Raw genomic sequence first — 15,315 nt, forward strand, 5'->3', positions numbered from 1 at the left:
GCGCGGCCCGCCCCTGCTCACTTGCTCAGCGCGCGTACGGCCTCTTCCGGGCTGTCGTAGAAGGAGAGCAGCTGGTCCAGGCCCATGATCTGGAAGACGCGGGCGATGTCGGAGTCCAGACCGGCCAGGAGCAGGGCGGCGCCCGCGTCGGCGGCGCGCTGGTGGGCCGCGACCAGCGTGGCGATGCCGGTCGAGTCGCAGAAGGTCAGGCCGGACAGGTCGACGACCAGGCCGGCGCCGGGGCCGAACTCGACCCCCTCCAGGGCCGCCCGTAGTCGTGGAGTGGTGTGATGGTCCAGGTCGCCGGCCACGATCAGCAGGCGCGGACCGGAGCTGGGCGACTGGAGGCTGACGGTCAGACCGTTGTCATGCTGCACCGAGACTCCCGGAGGACGGCGTTCGAGTTGCTGGCGGTACGGAGAGGGCGAGGACCGCGGTGTCGTCCGACACCCCCTTGCCCAGGGCCGTGATCAGGTCGTGCACGGTGGTCAGGAGGTCGTCCGCGCTCGTGGGCCCGGCGGCGGCGAGATAGGCGGTCAGCCCGTCCTCGTCGAGCATCGAGCCGGACGGCGTCCGCGCCTCGGTGAGGCCGTCGGTGTAGAGCAGCAGCGCGTCACCGGCGTTCAGGCGCGCGCTCACCTGGGCGAAGTGGGGATTGCGCAGGATGCCGATCAGCTGCCCCCCGGCCGGGTGGATGGGCTCGACGGCGCCGTTCGCCCGCACCGCCAGCGCCGGGGGATGCCCCCCGGTGGCGAGCGTGACCCCGAACCCGTCGCCGTCGGGCTGCAGGACCCCGAAGACCGCCGTGCAGTACGGCGCCGGGGCGTCGCCGCCCGCGTGCTCCTGTTGCAGGACCGCGTCGAGATTGGCCAGCACCGCGTGCGGATCGGCGTCGTAGACGGCCGCGGCGCGCAGGGTGTAGCGGACCAGTGACGTCAGCGCGGCCGCGCCGGCGCCCTTGCCGCAGACGTCGCCGAGGAAGAACCCCCACCGGTCGCCGTCGAGGGGGAACAGGTCGTAGAAGTCGCCGCCCACCTCGTCGGCCGAGACGGGGTGATAGGCGGCGGCCGCGCGCAGTCCGGGCACCCGGGGCAGCGCCGGCGGCAGCAGGGTGCGCTGGAGGGTGCGGGCCAGCCGCTCCGCGCCCGCCCGCAGCTCCCTTTCGACCTCGACCGTGCGGTGCGTGGCCAGCCGCACCTCGAGCTCGTCCATGACGAGGCCGGCCAGGTCCCGCAGGCAGGCGAGCTCCTCGTCCCCGGCCTCACGGGGGTGGACGTCCATGACGTTGACGCTGCCCAGCGCCTCGCCGTCGGGCGTCGTGATCAGCGCGGCGGCGTAGAAGCGGATGCCCGGCTCACCGTGCACCGCCGGGTCTCCGGCCGCGTGGGGGTGCAGCCGCGCGTCCTGGACGACGTAAGGGCCGCCGTGCCGTACGGCCGCCTCGCACAGGCTCTCGACGAGCCCGCGGCGCGGTGGCAGCCCGTGCGCGGCGATGACGCGGACCGTGTCGTCGCCGGCGATGGTCACGGTGGCGAAGGGAGCGCGGAAGATTCGCGCGGCCAGGGCGGCCACCCGGTCGAACGCGGCGCCGGAGGCGGTCTCCAGGGCCGCGTAGCGGCGCACGGCCGCGAGACGGCTCGCCTCGGTGGTGGAGGCGAGCGGCATCGGCCTGCCGGACGCTTCGTCGACGGTGCTGACGTCGAGCTCCTTCCGTCACACCGGGCCGGGGTCTCGGGCCGGGGCCTCGGGGGGTCCGCTTTGCCGGTGGATGATTTGCCCCATCCTACGAAACGGTCGAACTGGTGCTTCCCCGGCCGCCCGGACTCACTCGGGAGGACGCGACTGATCGGCGGGCGGCGGCCAGGCGTCGCCCCAGACGGCGTCGCGCGCCTCGCGGTAGATTTCGCCCTGCCGTTTGGAGACCGCGCGGTCGGCCAGTCCGTCCTCCATCGTGCACAGGCGCAGCGTCACCAGCCCCTTGCGCTTGAGGGGGTGGCGGAGGATCCGGCTCTCCGCTCGCGGCCACGGCCGGGCCGACGCCGCGACGTAGGAGAACTTCTCGTCTTCGAAGCTCAGCGTGCCGTCCTTGACCCGCCGGTGCAGGGCGGTGCGGTTGAGGCGGACCGCGAAGTGACACCAATCCTGGTCCGGGCGGATCGGGCACTCGCCGTCGTGCGGGCAGGGGGCGACCACGTGCAGGCCCGACGCGGCCAGCAGCCGCCGGGCCGCCGCGATCCGGGCGTACCCGGCGGGCGTGCCGGGCTCGACGATCACCAGCATGGCCGCGCCGCGGGCCGCTCCCCGTGCCAGGGACCCGACCACGTCCTCCTGGACGGCGGGCGACAGCTCGCCGAGCACGTAGGACATCGTGACCAGGTCGGCCGTCGGGGTGGGCGCGCTCCTGTCGACGAACGCCTGCTGCCAGCGCGCCTCGCGTACGGCCGCGGCGGGCGCGCGACCGGCCAGCCGGCGCCCGAAGGCGATGGCGGAGGGCGACTGCTCCAGGACGGTGACCGTGCGCAACGTCGGCCAGACCGCGCTCGCGGCCCACAGCGCGCTGCCCGTGCCGCCGCCCACGTCAACCTGCGTCTCCGGCGCGAAGCCGGGGGCCCGCAGGGCGACCTGACGCAGCGCGGAGCGCACCGCGCTGTAGGTCGCCGGCATGCGATAGCCGGCGTACGCCGCGACCGCGACCTCCGAGCCCAGCGCGGGCACGCTCCGGTCGAAGCCCTCCCGATACTGCCGGATGAGCGTCTGGACGCTCCGCGTCAGGTCGGCGATCGGGAAGCGTCCGAGCGACGCTTCCAGCGCGTCGTCCAGGTCGTCAGGCAGGGTGGGCACGGCGTTCATGATGACACGCGCTCACGCCGCCGCAGCGCCCAGCCGTACGGTCACCGTGCAGGAGGCGCCCTCGTGGCCGGCCGTCCCCGCGAACGTGAGCGTGAGCCGGGCGCCGGTCTCCGCGCGGTCCAGGAGCGGGTGCCCGCGTGTGACCGCCGCCACCGGCCGGTCCCACGTCACCGTCAGCCCGTCGAGAGCGCACCGGGGGTCGGCCACCGTCACCGTGGCCGTGCCGTCGCCGAGGTCGCGCACCAGGACCGCGCACGCGTCGGAGGCCGTCAGGCCGCCCGCGCCTCCCCCGGCCCGCCCGCCCGTCCAGAAGTTGACCGCGGTGACGCCCAGCGACGGAACCTCGACCCCCTGCTGTGCCGGGGTGTTGGCGAGCACCCGGGCCCAGCCGGGATCGGCGGCGCGGGCGGCGGTCTCGGCCGGGCCCGCCCCCGGCATGAGGAGGTAGACGTAACCGGCCCCGCTGGGACGCACCCCGTGGTCGAGCCACAGCGTCGCGTAGGCCCGGGTGACCCCCGCGGCCGTGCGGTCCTCGCGCAGCGTGCGCAGCGCCTGGCCGGCGGGCACGACGTAACCGCCGTGGCCGTCCAGGTGCGCCCATCCGGTCGCCACGGTGAGCCGGGCGCCGGTCCTGCGGTTGTCCACGACGGTCTCGACCGGCACGCCGTCGCGGCAGGTGATGCCGGCGCCGAGGCAGACCACGGCGTCGTCGAGGAAGAACCAGGACTTGAACGCCTCCAGCGTGCTCTCCAGGCCGAACAGGTGCTGGCCCACGGCGGCGTACACCCCGTCGGTCGCGCCGCCCACCCATTCGGCCGGCGGGCGGGTGTCGCCCCACGCGCCGCCCGCGCCGTCGGGCAGCCTCCGGGTGGAGACCGTCGTCCCCGGCAGCCGGTAGGGGTCCACGGTGGGCCAGAAGGCGTCGGAGTAGTGGTCGCCGTGTCCGCGCGCCCACCAGTAGAGCATCCCGGAGCCGGTGTGCCAGCCGCGCAGGTTCTCGCCGTTGCCGTGCTCGTAGTGCGCGACGCGGGAGGAGGCCATGCTGACCGCCGCGCACCAGCCGGGCCTGCGGTGGACGGCGCGCGCGCTCATGGGGAACAGGCGGTGCCCGACGGGCTCGGCGGCGGCCGGGACGGTCGCGTCGTCGAGCACCGCCGACAGACGCGCGTGGAACGCGAGGTCGCCCTGTGCCGCCACCCCGAGCATGGGCTTGGCGGTGTCGCGCACGGCCCAGCCCTTGACCATGGCCCGCCAGCGGGCCCGCTCGGCGTCCGGGGCGGTCTCGGCCAGCAGCAGGACCGCCGCGGCGATCTCCCTGCCCCTCCGGTGGTCGCCGTACGACTGCCTGCCGACGCCCCGGCCGCGGACGAGGTCCATGCAGGCGCCGTCGTGGACGAAGGGCGCGAACGCCCGGTCCACGGCGTCGAGGACGGTGCGCGCCGCCGGGTCGGTGATCTCCCACGGTGTGCCGCGCAGCACGGCGAACAGCGTCGCGAGGCCGGTCAGCAGCACCGCGCCGTACCCGCCCTGGTAGGGCACGGAGCCGTGCTGGATGAACGAGCTGTCGCGGTGGAAGCCGTCGCCCTCGGTGACGTAGGGGAACACCGGGGAGAGCGCGGAGGCCGCGAGCGCGGCACGATCGGGGTCGGCCCCGGCGATCGCCCGAAGCAGCGTCACCGTGCACAGATCGACTCGGTTCGCCCCGGTGCTGTTGCCCTCGTAGTCGTCCAGGCGGCTTTCCGGGACGAAGGCGTCCACCGCCGCGCACAGCGCGGAGACCTGGGTGTCCGTCAGGTGCGGAGCCGCCAGCACGGCCGCGTCGAGCAGCGCCCTGGGCGTCCCGATCTGCCAGTCCCACCAGTTGCCCGTCTGCTCGGCGTCCGCGGCGTACACGTGCCTCACGTAGTGCTCGATGCCCTCGGCGACCGCCGTGCCGAGGCCCGGCTCCGCCGTCAGCCCGGTGCCCGGCAGCGCGTACGCGTGGGCCATCGCCCGCAACCGGGCCGGTGTGGCGTCGAGCGAGGGGAAGGGCAGGTCGGGCCAGAGCGACCCGCGTGCGGGCGTCATCGCGTCGCGGTGCCGGGCGGCCTCCGCGCCCAGCCGCGCCAGCCGGGTCCGGTACGGCTCCCGCTCCGGGTCGAACGTCCCCGGGTAGCCGAGGGTGACCTCCCGCCATCGGCGGCGCAACGGGGTGAAGGTCCCGGTGTCGGCCGGACGACGGGGAGCGCAGGCCGCGGCCACCGCGGCGAGCCCGCCGAGCTGGAGAAATAATCGCCGGGAAGGTCCGTTCACGCGTAGATTATCCGCGCGATTCCTCCCTTTCCTCGATCTTCCACGCAGCCCTATGGGAGCGCTCCCAATTGGCGTACCTTACTTCTGCCGTTGTCACCGGGAAAAGGAGCGTGTCGTGCGACGACTGTTATCCGTGGTGTCGTCCGGTCTGGCCCTGCTGCTGCCGCTGACGGCCGCACCGGCCGCCTCCGCCTCGGCGCCCCCGCCCCCGCCACACGGGCCGGAGACCTGCGCGAAGGGCGGCACGCTGTTCTGCGAGGACTTCCAGTCGCTGCCGGTCGGCGGCGCGGCGAGCCTCAAGTGGGGCGTCGACACCAAGCACGGCACGCTCACGGTGGAGCGCGGCGCCCGCGGCCAGAAGATGCTGCACGTCCACACCGAGGGCAACGGCCGGGCGTTCCTCAAGGTGGACGACTTCGCCCCGCCCGGCAACGGCTTCTACGGCCGCCTGCGGCTACGCGTGAAGGCGTTCCCCACCGCCCCCGACTGGGCCCACTACACGCTGGTCGAGGCCACCGGCGCGGGCCCGGAGATCGTCCGGCCGCTCGGCGGCCAGTGGGTCCCCACGCTGGGCAAGGACCTGTGGGGCGTCGGCGCGGACGGCGGACCGACGGGCGACTGGACCAACTGGCGCGAGTCGGCCCCGTCGCAGGCGGACGTGTGGCAGTGCGTCGAATGGCGGATGGACCCCGCCGACAACGCCATCTCGCTCTGGTTCGACGGCGTGCCCAAGCCCGACCTCACCGTGTCGACCCGCAGTCACGGCGGCAACGACACCGACTTCGTCTTCCCCCTCTTCGACACCGTGAAGATCGGCTGGCAGCTCTACCAGCCGAACCCGTCCCCCGCGGCGTACGACCTCTGGGTGGACGACATCGCCCTGAGCACCCGGCGCGTCGGCTGCGCCTGACGTCTCACGCGGCTTCGGCGCGGCCGTCCCGCGGGCCGGTCAGCAGGCGCAGCGAGCCTGCGGCCAGGCCCGCCACGAGCACCACGTGGACGACCAGGTGGACGGCCATGAAGTAGACGGCGAAGACCGGCCCCCGCTGCCGCCGTACGAACCCGACCAGCTCCGGATCGGCGAGGACGAACCCGGCGACGAACACGGCGGGGACGGCGAGCAGCGGGGGGTGGAACAGCCCGAACGGCAGGCTCAGCAGCACCAGCCCCAGCGCGGCCAGGGCGAGCCCGCACGACAGGATGCCCGCCGGGCTGTTGGCGTGCTCCGGCTTGGCCGCGCCACGCCGGGTCGTGGTCAGCGCGAGCGGGATCAGCGGCAGGGCCCGCCGCCACTGCTCGCCGAGGATCGGCAGCAGGCGGCTGCCGTCGTCATGACGGCCCACGACCGTGTCGGTCAGCACGATCCGGCTGCGTACGGCGAGCCTGCTGCTGTATTCGACGTCCTCGCAGTCGCGCAGCCGCTCGTCGAGCCGGCCCACGGCGAGCAGCACGTCGCGGCGGACGGCGGCGAGGGCGAACACGACGCTGCTGACCTCCCCGAGGTGGCGGCGGCGCCAGTGCACCGCGTGGAGAATGCGATACCACTCGACCGGCCCGTCGTCGATCAGCGGCACGGTGTCGTAGACCCCGTGGACGCAGCCGACCTCGGGATCGTGCTCCAGGATCTCCATCGCGTTCGCGACGGCGTCGGGCCGCAGCGCCACGTCGGAGTCGAGGAAGAAGATCACATCGCCCGCGGTGGCGTCGATCCCGGCGTTCCTGGCGGCGGACACGCCTCGGTTCTCCGGCAGGCGCACGACCCGGCAGCCCAGCTCCTCGGCGATCTCCGCCGATCCGTCGGTGCTCGCGTCGTCCACCACGACGATCTCGCCGGGCACGCGGGTCTGCGCCAGCGCCGACTCCAGGCACAACCGCAGCGTCCTGGCCGCGTTGTAGCACGGCACGACCAGCGAGATCATCGCCTCGTCCCCTCTGCGGAGAGCACGGTGGAGAGCACCCGCGCGTAGACGGCGAGCGTCTCCTCGGCGGCGCGGCTCCAGCTCAGCGTCTCCCGCACCAGCCGCTCGCCCCGCTCGGCCAGGGCGCTGCGCAGCGCGGGATCGGTCATGACCTCGATCACCCCGTCGGCGATGTCGCGGGGATCGGCCGCCCGCACGAACCGTACGGCGGGCCGCGCGGGGTCGCCGAGGAAGATCCGGGAGAAGCCGTCACCGAGGATCACCGGCCGGGCCAACGCCATCGCCTCGGTCGCCACCAGCCCGAACGGCTCGAAGAGCGAGGGGAAGACGCAGGCGTCGGCCATCGCGTAATAGTCCAGCAGCGCCCGCCCGTCCACGAAGCCGCCGGAGGTCAGCACCCGGCCGCCGAGCCCCGTCTCCCCGGCGATCCGCGCGACGCCCGCCTCGTCGCCCTCCCCCACGAGCACCAGGCGCAGCCCCGGCACGGCGGGCGCGATGTCGCGCATGGCGTCGAGCAGCGGATAGATCCCCTTCTGCCGTTCGAGGCGGCCGACGAACAGCAGCACCGGATCCTCCTCGGCGATGCCGAGCCGGGCGCGCAGGTCCGCCGCGCCGAGACGCAGCGTGCCGCGGTCGAACGCAGGGTCGGCGACCACCCGCTCGTACGTGCCGCCGAGGCGGACGACGTCGATGGGCGAGCGGTCCCAGCCCGCCTCCAGCAGTTGCCCGCGCACCTCCGGCGTGGCGACCACGACCCGCCGGGAGATCCGCGCCAGCCACCGCTCCAGCGCGGCGAACAGGTTGAGCGGGTCGGTGATGCTGCGCTGCGGGGCGACGCCGTATTCGGTGGTGTGGACGTGGAACACGACCGGGAGCCGCAGCACGTAGTGGCACAGCAGGCCGCACAGGAAGTTCGTCGAGTCGTGCACGGCGACGAGATCGGGCCGCCGGCCGGGGCGCAGCCGGCGCAGGAGCAGGAAGTAACGCCAGTTGCTCACCACGACGGTCAGCGCGAGCAGGAGGAACTCCACCCCCCGCGTCCGGTTGAGCCGCCGGCGGCGGGCGATCGCGCCGAGCACCCGCCCGCGCGGCCGGTACACGCCGATGCCGCCGATCCGCTCCCACACGGGCAGGCGGCCGTCGTTCAGCGTGAAGACCGCCATCTCGTGGTCGCGTGCCAGATGCGGCGCGATCAGCTCGGCATACCGGCCGAGCCCCGCCGTGATGTTGGGCGGGAACTGGTTGATGACGTGGGCGATCCTCACCCGCGCACCTCCAATGCGCCGGCCGGCCGGTAGAGCCGGGCGGAGACGGCCGTCACGACGGCCACGAGGACGAGATTGCTCAGGGCGAAGGCCACCAGCCCGCCGGCCAGTCCCTGCCACGCGATGAGCGCCGCCTGACAGGCGAGCGCGAGCGGCGTCCCGGCCAGCAGGCAGCCGATGAGCACCTTCGCCCCCCGCACTCCGTCCATGGTCAGGGCGACCTGCTGGAGGTTGAAGACCGTGTGCGCGCCGATCCCGAGCGCCGACAGCGCCATCAGGCCCAGCGAGTACGGATACTCGCCCCCCATGAGCAGGAAGAAGACCGTGCTCGCCGCGAACGAGAACACGGCGGTCGCCGCGAACACCACCGGGGCGAGCCGGGCGATCCGCCGCATCACGGCGGGCTTGTCCGACGTCGCCAGCGTGGGCAGCAGCACCAGGCCGACCCCGTCGGTGAACACCACGCCGAGCAGCCGCTTGGGGAAGCCGTTGTAGACGGAGTAGACGCCCACGTCGGCCCGGGGCGCCCAGTGGTTGAGGAAGATGACGTCCACCCCGAACACCACCGCCGTGAGCGCCGCGATCGCGGTGACGTACGTGCCGTGCCGGTAGAGCGAGCGGGCCAGCGCCCACGACCAGGACCGGGGCACGACCTCGAACCCGGCGACGGAGACCAGGGCGAAGACCAGGTTGGTGCCGATCAGCGCGACCAGGTAGGGCTCGGCGTCCCGCACACCGAAGACCAGCAGGCAGCATGCGGCGGCCCCCAGGTAGACGACGGCCACGGCGAGCTTGAGCCCGGCGACGAGGCGGAACCGCTTCAGCCCGCGCAGGAAGCTCTCGGTGAGCTGGTTGAGCGTCATCGACAGCGCCAGCGCCAGCGCGAAGACGAGCGTGCGGGTGTCCACGCCGAGCGCGGCGGTCAGCAGCGGGGCGGCCGCGAGACCCGCGGCGAACGCCGCCGCGCCCAGCACGAGCGTGGCCAGCAGCGCCGTCGTCACCAGGGCGGGCCGCGCCCCCGGCTCGGCCCGCGGCAGCTCCTGGAACATGACGTAGTTGAGGCTCGTCAGCATGCCGACGGTGACGATCAGCGCGATCGACAGGACGACGGTGAAGTGGCCGAACGCGGCGGCGCCGACCCCTCGTGCGATCACGAGCGTGGTCGCGGCGGCCGTGCCGCTGGCCACGGTGCTCACCAACGTGGGCCCGGCGGCCCAGCGGTGGGCGGCCAGGAGCCCGGCCGCCCGGTCCGTCAGCGCGCCCACCCCGTCACGCCCACCGCAGGTGTGCCCGCCGGGCGAACTCGAGGTCGTCGGCCGTGTTGACGCCGCGCGCCTCGTCGGGGTCGGTCACCGGCACCACCGTCAGCGGCCAGTTCCGCTCCCGCGACAGGTAGGGCAGGAACGGCAGGAAGTTGACCTCCCCGGTGCGGGCGCCCACGGCCGCCTCGCCCAGGTAGCGGGTCCACTCCTCCCGGAGCCCCTCGGTGCTGGAGAGGGTGCTCAGGCGCGTGCTGAGGCAGAAGACGCCCACGTCGCTGAGCCCGCCGGGGCGGCACTCGTCGCCCTCCCGCGACTGGCGCACCCGCACGAGCGTCCCGGCGTCGTCGAGTTCGTACTCCACGTACGGGTCGTCCATCGGCACCAGCGGGAGCGTGAACCCTTTCTCGTGCGCCCGGACGACGCGGCCGACCGTCTCGGGGGACAGGCCCGCCTGGTCGCCCCAGACCACGAGGATCGCGCCGTGGGCCTCCCAGTGCGGCGCGGCGCCGAAGATCGCGCCGCCCATACCGGTGGGCCTGTCCTGCACGCTCACCGAGACCGCGCCGGCCGCGATCTGTTCCGCCGCCAGCGCGCGGAACGGCCCCTCACCGTGCGGGGACATCACGACGTGGACGTGCTCGACGTACGGCCGCAGCCGCTCGTGGAGCACGTGCCACACGGTGACGCCGTCGGCGATCTCCACCATGATCTTCGGGATGTCCAGGCCCAGGCGGGTGCCCCGCCCGGCCGCCGGGATCACCGCGCACAACCGTTCAGCCGGCACCGCCCACCTCCGCGAGCAGGAGAGACACGATCTGTTCCAGGTCGCGCACGGCCACCGCCCCGGGAGCGGGCTCCGCCGCGTGGACGTGCAGGGTCGTCAGGCCCGCGCCGACCGCCGACGCCACCCCGTGCGCGGAGTCCTCCAGCACCACGGCCGCGCCGGGGTCGAGCCCCCAGTGCGCGCACGCGTACGCGTAGAAGGCCGGGTCGGGCTTGCTCGCCGGGACGTCGTCGCTGGTGAGCACCCCCCGGAAGTACGCGCCCAGCGAGCCGGCCGCAAGCACCCGCGCGACCGACGCCCGGCTGCCGCTGGTGACGAGATAGGCGTCGCGGCCCCCGGCGACCAGACGACCGAGCAGCCGCCGCGCGCCGGGGAACACGGCCACCGCGTCGGCCCGCTCGCGATACAGCCGCTGCTTGAGCCGGGCCAGCCGGTCCGCCTCCCCGCCGTCGCCCAGCAGGCGCACCGCCACCTCGCGGGTGCTCGCGCCCGCGTGGTCGGCGTACCGGAAGGACGCGAGCCGGTCGGGCGCGACCTCGGCGATGGCCCGCAGGAAGGCCGCCTCGTGGGCCGGGCAGGAGTCCACGAGGGTGCCGTCGAGGTCGAAGAGCCAGACGCGGCGGGCACACGCGTCCGCCAGGAACGCCGTCATCGGGCCCGCACCAAGGCCGCCTCGTTCCTGATGGCGAGCAGGGCCTCCGCCGTGCGTCCGGGGTTGTGCAGGCCGGGACGGCTAGGGTGTTTCAGATCGGCGGTGATCCAGCGGGCCCCCGCCCATTCCCCCCGGTCGAGCACGCCGTACGGCACCGCCGGGGCGTCCGGCGCGGACGCGCGATGGCTCAGCACATGGGTCACCAGCCGCCGCCCGTTGCGGGGATCGCCGAGGTAGGCCAGCGTGCGATCCACGAGGCCGGGCGCGCTCAACCCCCGGACGTCGTGGTCGCTCCGGATGTTGACGACGAACACCTTGGCCGCCGCCCGGCTCCGCGCGACGGCGTCGGCCACGCCCGGCGTGAGATAGCTGGGCAGGAGCGAGGAGTGCGGGGTGCCGGGGCCGTAGACGATGAGGTCGGCGTCGCGGATCGCCTCAAGCGCCCGGGGGTTCGGCGTCACCTCGGCGCGCTCGCGGCGCAGGACCTCCCTGGTCCACGCGGGCGGCAGCGCCTCCAGCTCGGCCCGCCGCCGCGCGCCGAGCGGCTCGCGCAGCAGGAACAGGTCGGTGATCGCTCCGGGGCCCTGCCGCGCGACGATGTCGGCCTCGTCGGCCAGCAGGCTGCCGTCGGCCCGGAGCGCGGCCAGGAAGGCGTTCTCCCCGTTGGTCACGTTGAGCAGCCGTACGGGGGAGCCGAACGTGCGGGCACAGGCGTCGGCGGCGGCGTTGAAGTCCCGGCCGAGCCGCAGGTAGGCCCCCGCGAACACGAGGTTGCCGAGCGCGCAGTCGGCGAGGTCGAGCCCGTGCGGATACACGGCGAGCCGCCGGGCGAACACGCGCAGGTCGGCCGTGACGGCCTCGCGAGCCGCCTCCGGCAGCGCGGCGAACGGATCGCGCCGCGCGGCGATCGACTCGATGACGGCGGTGAGCCCCGCGGGCGTCGTCCCGCCCGGCAGCCGGTGTTCGAGCACGGTCGCCAGCGCGGCCTGCGCGGGATCGGCGGGGTCGAGGTGGAGCAGGAGGTTCTTGCGGAAGTCCGACGGCCCGAGCATCCCGGGCAGATAGCGCCGCAGCGCGCCGGTGGAAAGGCCGTTGTCGTAGCCGTTCACGATCAGCGACAGGCCGACGCCCGGAGTGCCCAGCATGCCCCTCGCGATGCCGGCCGCCCCTCTGCCGCCGCTGAACATCGTCACCGCGACGTTCATCGGGTCTCCTCACGCGCGGACGGCCGGCGCAGGACCCCCCGGCGCAGCAACCAGTGGCGGTAGCCGAGATAGGCGACGAACAGGGCCCGGTCGCGGGCGCCGCGCCAGTATCGCCAGCCGCGCGCGCCGCCGCCGCGCTCCCGGTGCTCGATCGGGACCTCCACCCACTCGTGGCCCATCTCGGCGACCCGCGCGGTGATCTCGGTCGAGCAGTTCATCCCGGCCGACTCCAGCGGCAGCGATCGGAAGAGCGGGCCGTGCACCACCTTGAAGATCGAGTTGAAGTCGCGGTAGCGCGTGCGGTGCAGCAGGTTGCTGACCGCGCCGCTGGCCGCCGACCCCCATCGGTAGGCCACGCCGTCGGCCTTCCTGATCCGGGCGCCGGAGAACGCCAGGGCCTCCCCGGCCTGGACGCGCGGCAGGACGCGGTCGAGGTTGGCGATCGGGAACTGGCCGTCGGAGTCGAGCAGCACCACCCAGTCGAGCCGGGTGTGGGCGATCGCGGCGGCGATGGCCGCGCCCGCGCCGCGGTTGCGCTCGAACGTGACGACGACGAGCCGCGGGCACCGGTCCCGCAGGCCGGCCAGGATCTCGCCGGTCGCGTCCACGCTCCCGTCGTCGCAGACGACGATCTCCCAGTCGCCCACGGCCGGGGCGTTCTCCAGGTAGTCCTGCCATTCGCCCACCACCGCCGCGATGGTGTCCGCCTCGTTGTACGCGGGCGCGGCCACGGAGATGCTCACGGAGATGTCGACGGCGACGCTCACGGGTCACCCGCCCCGAGCAGGCGGCCGATCCAGCGGTCGAGGGGAAGCAGGTTGACCCCGACGATGATCGGGACGTGCACCAGCGCGAACACGATCGTCGCGCCGAAGGAGATCGGCCCCCCGGTGAAGAGGTTGATGTGCGGCGCGTCGATGACCTCGGGGATGGCGACCGGGTTGACGACGAACCACATGAGGTCGAGGAAGCCCGAGAACACGATGAGGACCCCGGTCAGCATGATCTTCAGGCAGCGGCCCGGGGTGCCCCCGCCGATGCGGTAGGCGGCGGCGACCGTGAGCACGATGCCCGGGTAGAGCAGCAGATAGAGGTGCGTGTAGAAGCTGTCGCCCTGGGCCCGAGCGCCGTCGCCGTAGTAGAACCAGCTGATCCGCGGGATGAGATAGCCGGTGAAGAAGACGAACGGCACGTAGAGCAGCCAGTTCAGCCGTGGCGACACCCAAGGGAAGACCGCGATCGCCACGCACAGGCAGGCGAACGCGACCAGCTTGGCCACCAGCTCCCAGGGCGAGCCGATCTCTCTCGCGTGCGGCGTGGCCAGCCACACGAAGGCGAAGCCGAGCGCCCCGACGGCCAGGGCCATCCACCACAGGTGGGGCGCCCAGGGGCGGGAGCCGGCGCGGACGACGTCCGACGGAACATTTCCGTCGAGATGCGGCCGGGACGGAGGACTTTTGCCGAATGCCGTCATGGAGACGCGGCACCTTCCTTCCAACGTGCCCTCAGGGCAGGCGTGCCGGATGGCGCTGCGGAGAATGCAGCCAGGAGAGCGGGAGCGCTCCCACGCATTATGTCATTCTCATCCGGAAATGCGTCCGCACTACCGGATATTGGACACAGTGCGCGGATATTCGTGACATCTGCGCTGGTCAGACAGGGTGTAAGGTGACAAAATTGTACTGACGGGTAGTTGAATCCGGCGCTATCTCCGCAATTCAATCGCATTACGGACAATGTCAACCCTGTTTGCGGGCATATGTCAATTCCGGAGCGATCCTATTTCGTCCGTCCGCAATTCCGGAAATGGACTCCTGAGCCGACCGGCCCAGGAGCCCTCAAGAGTCCCCAAGAGTCCTCAGGAGGCGAAGGCGGCCAGGCCTACGGTCTGCAGCATGGCCGAGTCGCCCTTGGTGGTCGAGCCCACCGAGACGACCACCCTGCGCTTGAGGTCGCGGGTGGCGAACATGCCGGTGCTGTAGCCGTACCTGCTGCCGGTCTTGCCGTAGATCGTCACCCCGCCGGGCAGGGTCATCACCGACATGCCCATGGTGTACGCCGCGGGCTGGTCGTCGGACGGGTCGTCGTTGCCGTCGTACATCGGCACGCCCTTCGGCAGCGTGAACATCTTGTCCAGCAGTGCGGGCTTCAGCAGCCTGCCGCGGAACAGCGCGACCATGAACCGGTCGAGGTCCGCGGTGGTCGAGATCATCTCTCCGGCCGCCCAGGGCATCGTCTGGCTCATCTCGGTGACGTCCACCAGCCTGCCGTCGACCGCCATATAGCCCTTGGCATGCGGGCCGGGGATGCGCACGTCCTCGCCCGGGATCGTCGTGTGCCGCAGGCCGAGTGGGCGGATGATTCGAGCGCGCACCGCGTCGCCGTACGGCCGGCCGGTGACCTTCTCGATCAGCATGCCGAGGACGATGGTGTTGGTGTTGAGGTAGTGCTGCTTGGTCCCCGGCGTGAACTCCATCGCGTTCTTCGCCACCCCGTCCATCCACCGCTGGGGCGTCCACGTGTCGAACCGGTGGTCGAGGATCCACTGGTCGTCGCCGGGCAGGGTCGGGCTGGGCAGGCCGCTCGTGTGATTCAGCAACTGCGCGACCGTCACGGACGGGTAGCTCGCGGGCAGCAGCCCGGGCAGGTAGTGCTGCACCGTGCCGTCGAGGTCGATCTTCCCTTCGCCCACGAGCTGGAGGACCACGGTGGCGGTGAACACCTTGGTCACGCTGCCGATCCGGAACCGGGCGCCGTCCGGCACCCGGCCGCCGGTCCGCACGTCGCGCACCCCCGACGAGCCCGTCCAGGAGCCCGCCTCGCCCCGCACCCGGACGAGGGAGTAGGTCGCCTGCCCGTTCGGCAGGCCGGAGATGGACCGGCACAGGGCCGCGGCGTCGAGGGCGGGCAGCGACGTCGGCGCCGAAGGCCGGGTGGCGGCGGAACACCTGGCGGCGGGAGCCGCGGCCGCCGCGGCCGGAACGGCGACGGCGGGGACGGTGATCGCGGCGGCCAGAGCGAGGGTGACGACCTTCGTGAACACGCGGTTCTCCTTGAGGGATCTCGTTCGGGGATGACCCCATCGT

At 73.3% G+C, this 15,315-nt stretch carries 14 protein-coding genes; 1 reads left to right on the top strand and 13 read right to left on the bottom strand.

Annotated elements, in window-relative coordinates; translation table 11 throughout:
• Window positions 1-17: 17 nt before the first annotated feature.
• The 4 genes from ACIBK1_RS01430 to ACIBK1_RS01445 form a co-directional block, all read right to left on the bottom strand.
• Entirely contained in the window at window positions 18-377 is a 360-nt protein-coding gene (locus ACIBK1_RS01430; protein WP_357321827.1) for an STAS domain-containing protein, read from the bottom strand.
• Window positions 367-1,665 (bottom strand): PP2C family protein-serine/threonine phosphatase, encoded by a 1,299-nt coding sequence (locus ACIBK1_RS01435; protein WP_396731483.1) that lies wholly within the window; start codon window positions 1,663-1,665, stop codon window positions 367-369. The genes ACIBK1_RS01430 and ACIBK1_RS01435 overlap by 11 nt, the downstream gene beginning before the upstream one ends.
• Window positions 1,666-1,824: 159 nt before the next feature.
• Window positions 1,825-2,841, bottom strand: coding sequence for a small ribosomal subunit Rsm22 family protein (locus ACIBK1_RS01440; protein WP_396731486.1), 1,017 nt, complete (start codon window positions 2,839-2,841; stop codon window positions 1,825-1,827).
• Window positions 2,842-2,862: 21 nt separating this feature from the next.
• Entirely contained in the window at window positions 2,863-5,142 is a 2,280-nt protein-coding gene (locus ACIBK1_RS01445) for a polysaccharide lyase 8 family protein (RefSeq protein ID WP_396731488.1), read from the bottom strand.
• A gap of 115 nt (window positions 5,143-5,257) precedes the next feature.
• On the opposite strand from ACIBK1_RS01445, the gene ACIBK1_RS01450 reads away from it, so the two are divergent.
• Entirely contained in the window at window positions 5,258-6,052 is a 795-nt protein-coding gene (locus ACIBK1_RS01450) for a hypothetical protein (RefSeq protein WP_396731491.1), read from the top strand.
• A gap of 4 nt (window positions 6,053-6,056) precedes the next feature.
• Here ACIBK1_RS01450 and ACIBK1_RS01455 read toward each other — a convergent pair whose 3' ends face one another.
• From ACIBK1_RS01455 to ACIBK1_RS01495, 9 genes are all read right to left on the bottom strand, one after another.
• Window positions 6,057-7,061, bottom strand: coding sequence for a glycosyltransferase family 2 protein (locus ACIBK1_RS01455; RefSeq protein ID WP_030507845.1), 1,005 nt, complete (start codon window positions 7,059-7,061; stop codon window positions 6,057-6,059).
• Window positions 7,058-8,326: a glycosyltransferase family 4 protein gene (locus ACIBK1_RS01460; RefSeq protein ID WP_396731494.1), complete on the bottom strand. Its 1,269-nt coding sequence runs from the start codon at window positions 8,324-8,326 to the stop codon at window positions 7,058-7,060. Before ACIBK1_RS01460 ends, ACIBK1_RS01455 begins: the two co-directional genes overlap by 4 nt.
• Window positions 8,323-9,591 (bottom strand): lipopolysaccharide biosynthesis protein, encoded by a 1,269-nt coding sequence (locus ACIBK1_RS01465; protein WP_030507843.1) that lies wholly within the window; start codon window positions 9,589-9,591, stop codon window positions 8,323-8,325. Before ACIBK1_RS01465 ends, ACIBK1_RS01460 begins: the two co-directional genes overlap by 4 nt.
• Window positions 9,592-9,595: 4 nt before the next feature.
• Window positions 9,596-10,372 (bottom strand): nucleotidyltransferase family protein, encoded by a 777-nt coding sequence (locus tag ACIBK1_RS01470; protein WP_231513870.1) that lies wholly within the window; start codon window positions 10,370-10,372, stop codon window positions 9,596-9,598.
• The gene (locus ACIBK1_RS01475) at window positions 10,362-11,024 is read right to left on the bottom strand and encodes an HAD family hydrolase (protein WP_396731499.1); all 663 of its coding nucleotides are present in this window, start codon (window positions 11,022-11,024) and stop codon (window positions 10,362-10,364) included. Before ACIBK1_RS01475 ends, ACIBK1_RS01470 begins: the two co-directional genes overlap by 11 nt.
• The gene (locus ACIBK1_RS01480; protein WP_396731502.1) at window positions 11,021-12,229 is read right to left on the bottom strand and encodes a 2-phospho-L-lactate transferase CofD family protein; all 1,209 of its coding nucleotides are present in this window, start codon (window positions 12,227-12,229) and stop codon (window positions 11,021-11,023) included. The genes ACIBK1_RS01475 and ACIBK1_RS01480 overlap by 4 nt, the downstream gene beginning before the upstream one ends.
• Window positions 12,226-12,996 (bottom strand): glycosyltransferase family 2 protein, encoded by a 771-nt coding sequence (locus ACIBK1_RS01485; RefSeq protein WP_030507839.1) that lies wholly within the window; start codon window positions 12,994-12,996, stop codon window positions 12,226-12,228. Before ACIBK1_RS01485 ends, ACIBK1_RS01480 begins: the two co-directional genes overlap by 4 nt.
• Complete coding sequence (locus ACIBK1_RS01490) at window positions 12,993-13,703, bottom strand: hypothetical protein (RefSeq protein ID WP_231513869.1); 711 nt, start codon at window positions 13,701-13,703, stop codon at window positions 12,993-12,995. Before ACIBK1_RS01490 ends, ACIBK1_RS01485 begins: the two co-directional genes overlap by 4 nt.
• Before the next feature lie 384 nt (window positions 13,704-14,087).
• Window positions 14,088-15,272 carry a serine hydrolase domain-containing protein gene (locus tag ACIBK1_RS01495; protein ID WP_036406407.1) on the bottom strand — a complete coding sequence of 395 codons (1,185 nt, stop codon included), beginning with the start codon at window positions 15,270-15,272 and terminating at the stop codon, window positions 14,088-14,090.
• Window positions 15,273-15,315: the final 43 nt, after the last annotated feature.

This window comes from Microbispora rosea, from assembly GCF_044460045.1.
GTDB classification, from domain to species: Bacteria; Actinomycetota; Actinomycetes; order Streptosporangiales; family Streptosporangiaceae; genus Microbispora; species Microbispora rosea.

What these genes read in the sequence shown, in the direction of transcription:
- ACIBK1_RS01490 (WP_231513869.1), bottom strand. Translation starts at nt 13,703, where the DNA reads ATGACGGCATTCGGCAAAAGTCCTCCGTCCCGGCCGCATCTCGACGGA.
- ACIBK1_RS01455 (WP_030507845.1), bottom strand. Translation starts at nt 7,061, where the DNA reads ATGATCTCGCTGGTCGTGCCGTGCTACAACGCGGCCAGGACGCTGCGG.
- ACIBK1_RS01435 (WP_396731483.1), bottom strand. Translation starts at nt 1,665, where the DNA reads ATGCCGCTCGCCTCCACCACCGAGGCGAGCCGTCTCGCGGCCGTGCGC.
- ACIBK1_RS01475 (WP_396731499.1), bottom strand. Translation starts at nt 11,024, where the DNA reads ATGACGGCGTTCCTGGCGGACGCGTGTGCCCGCCGCGTCTGGCTCTTC.
- ACIBK1_RS01480 (WP_396731502.1), bottom strand. Translation starts at nt 12,229, where the DNA reads ATGAACGTCGCGGTGACGATGTTCAGCGGCGGCAGAGGGGCGGCCGGC.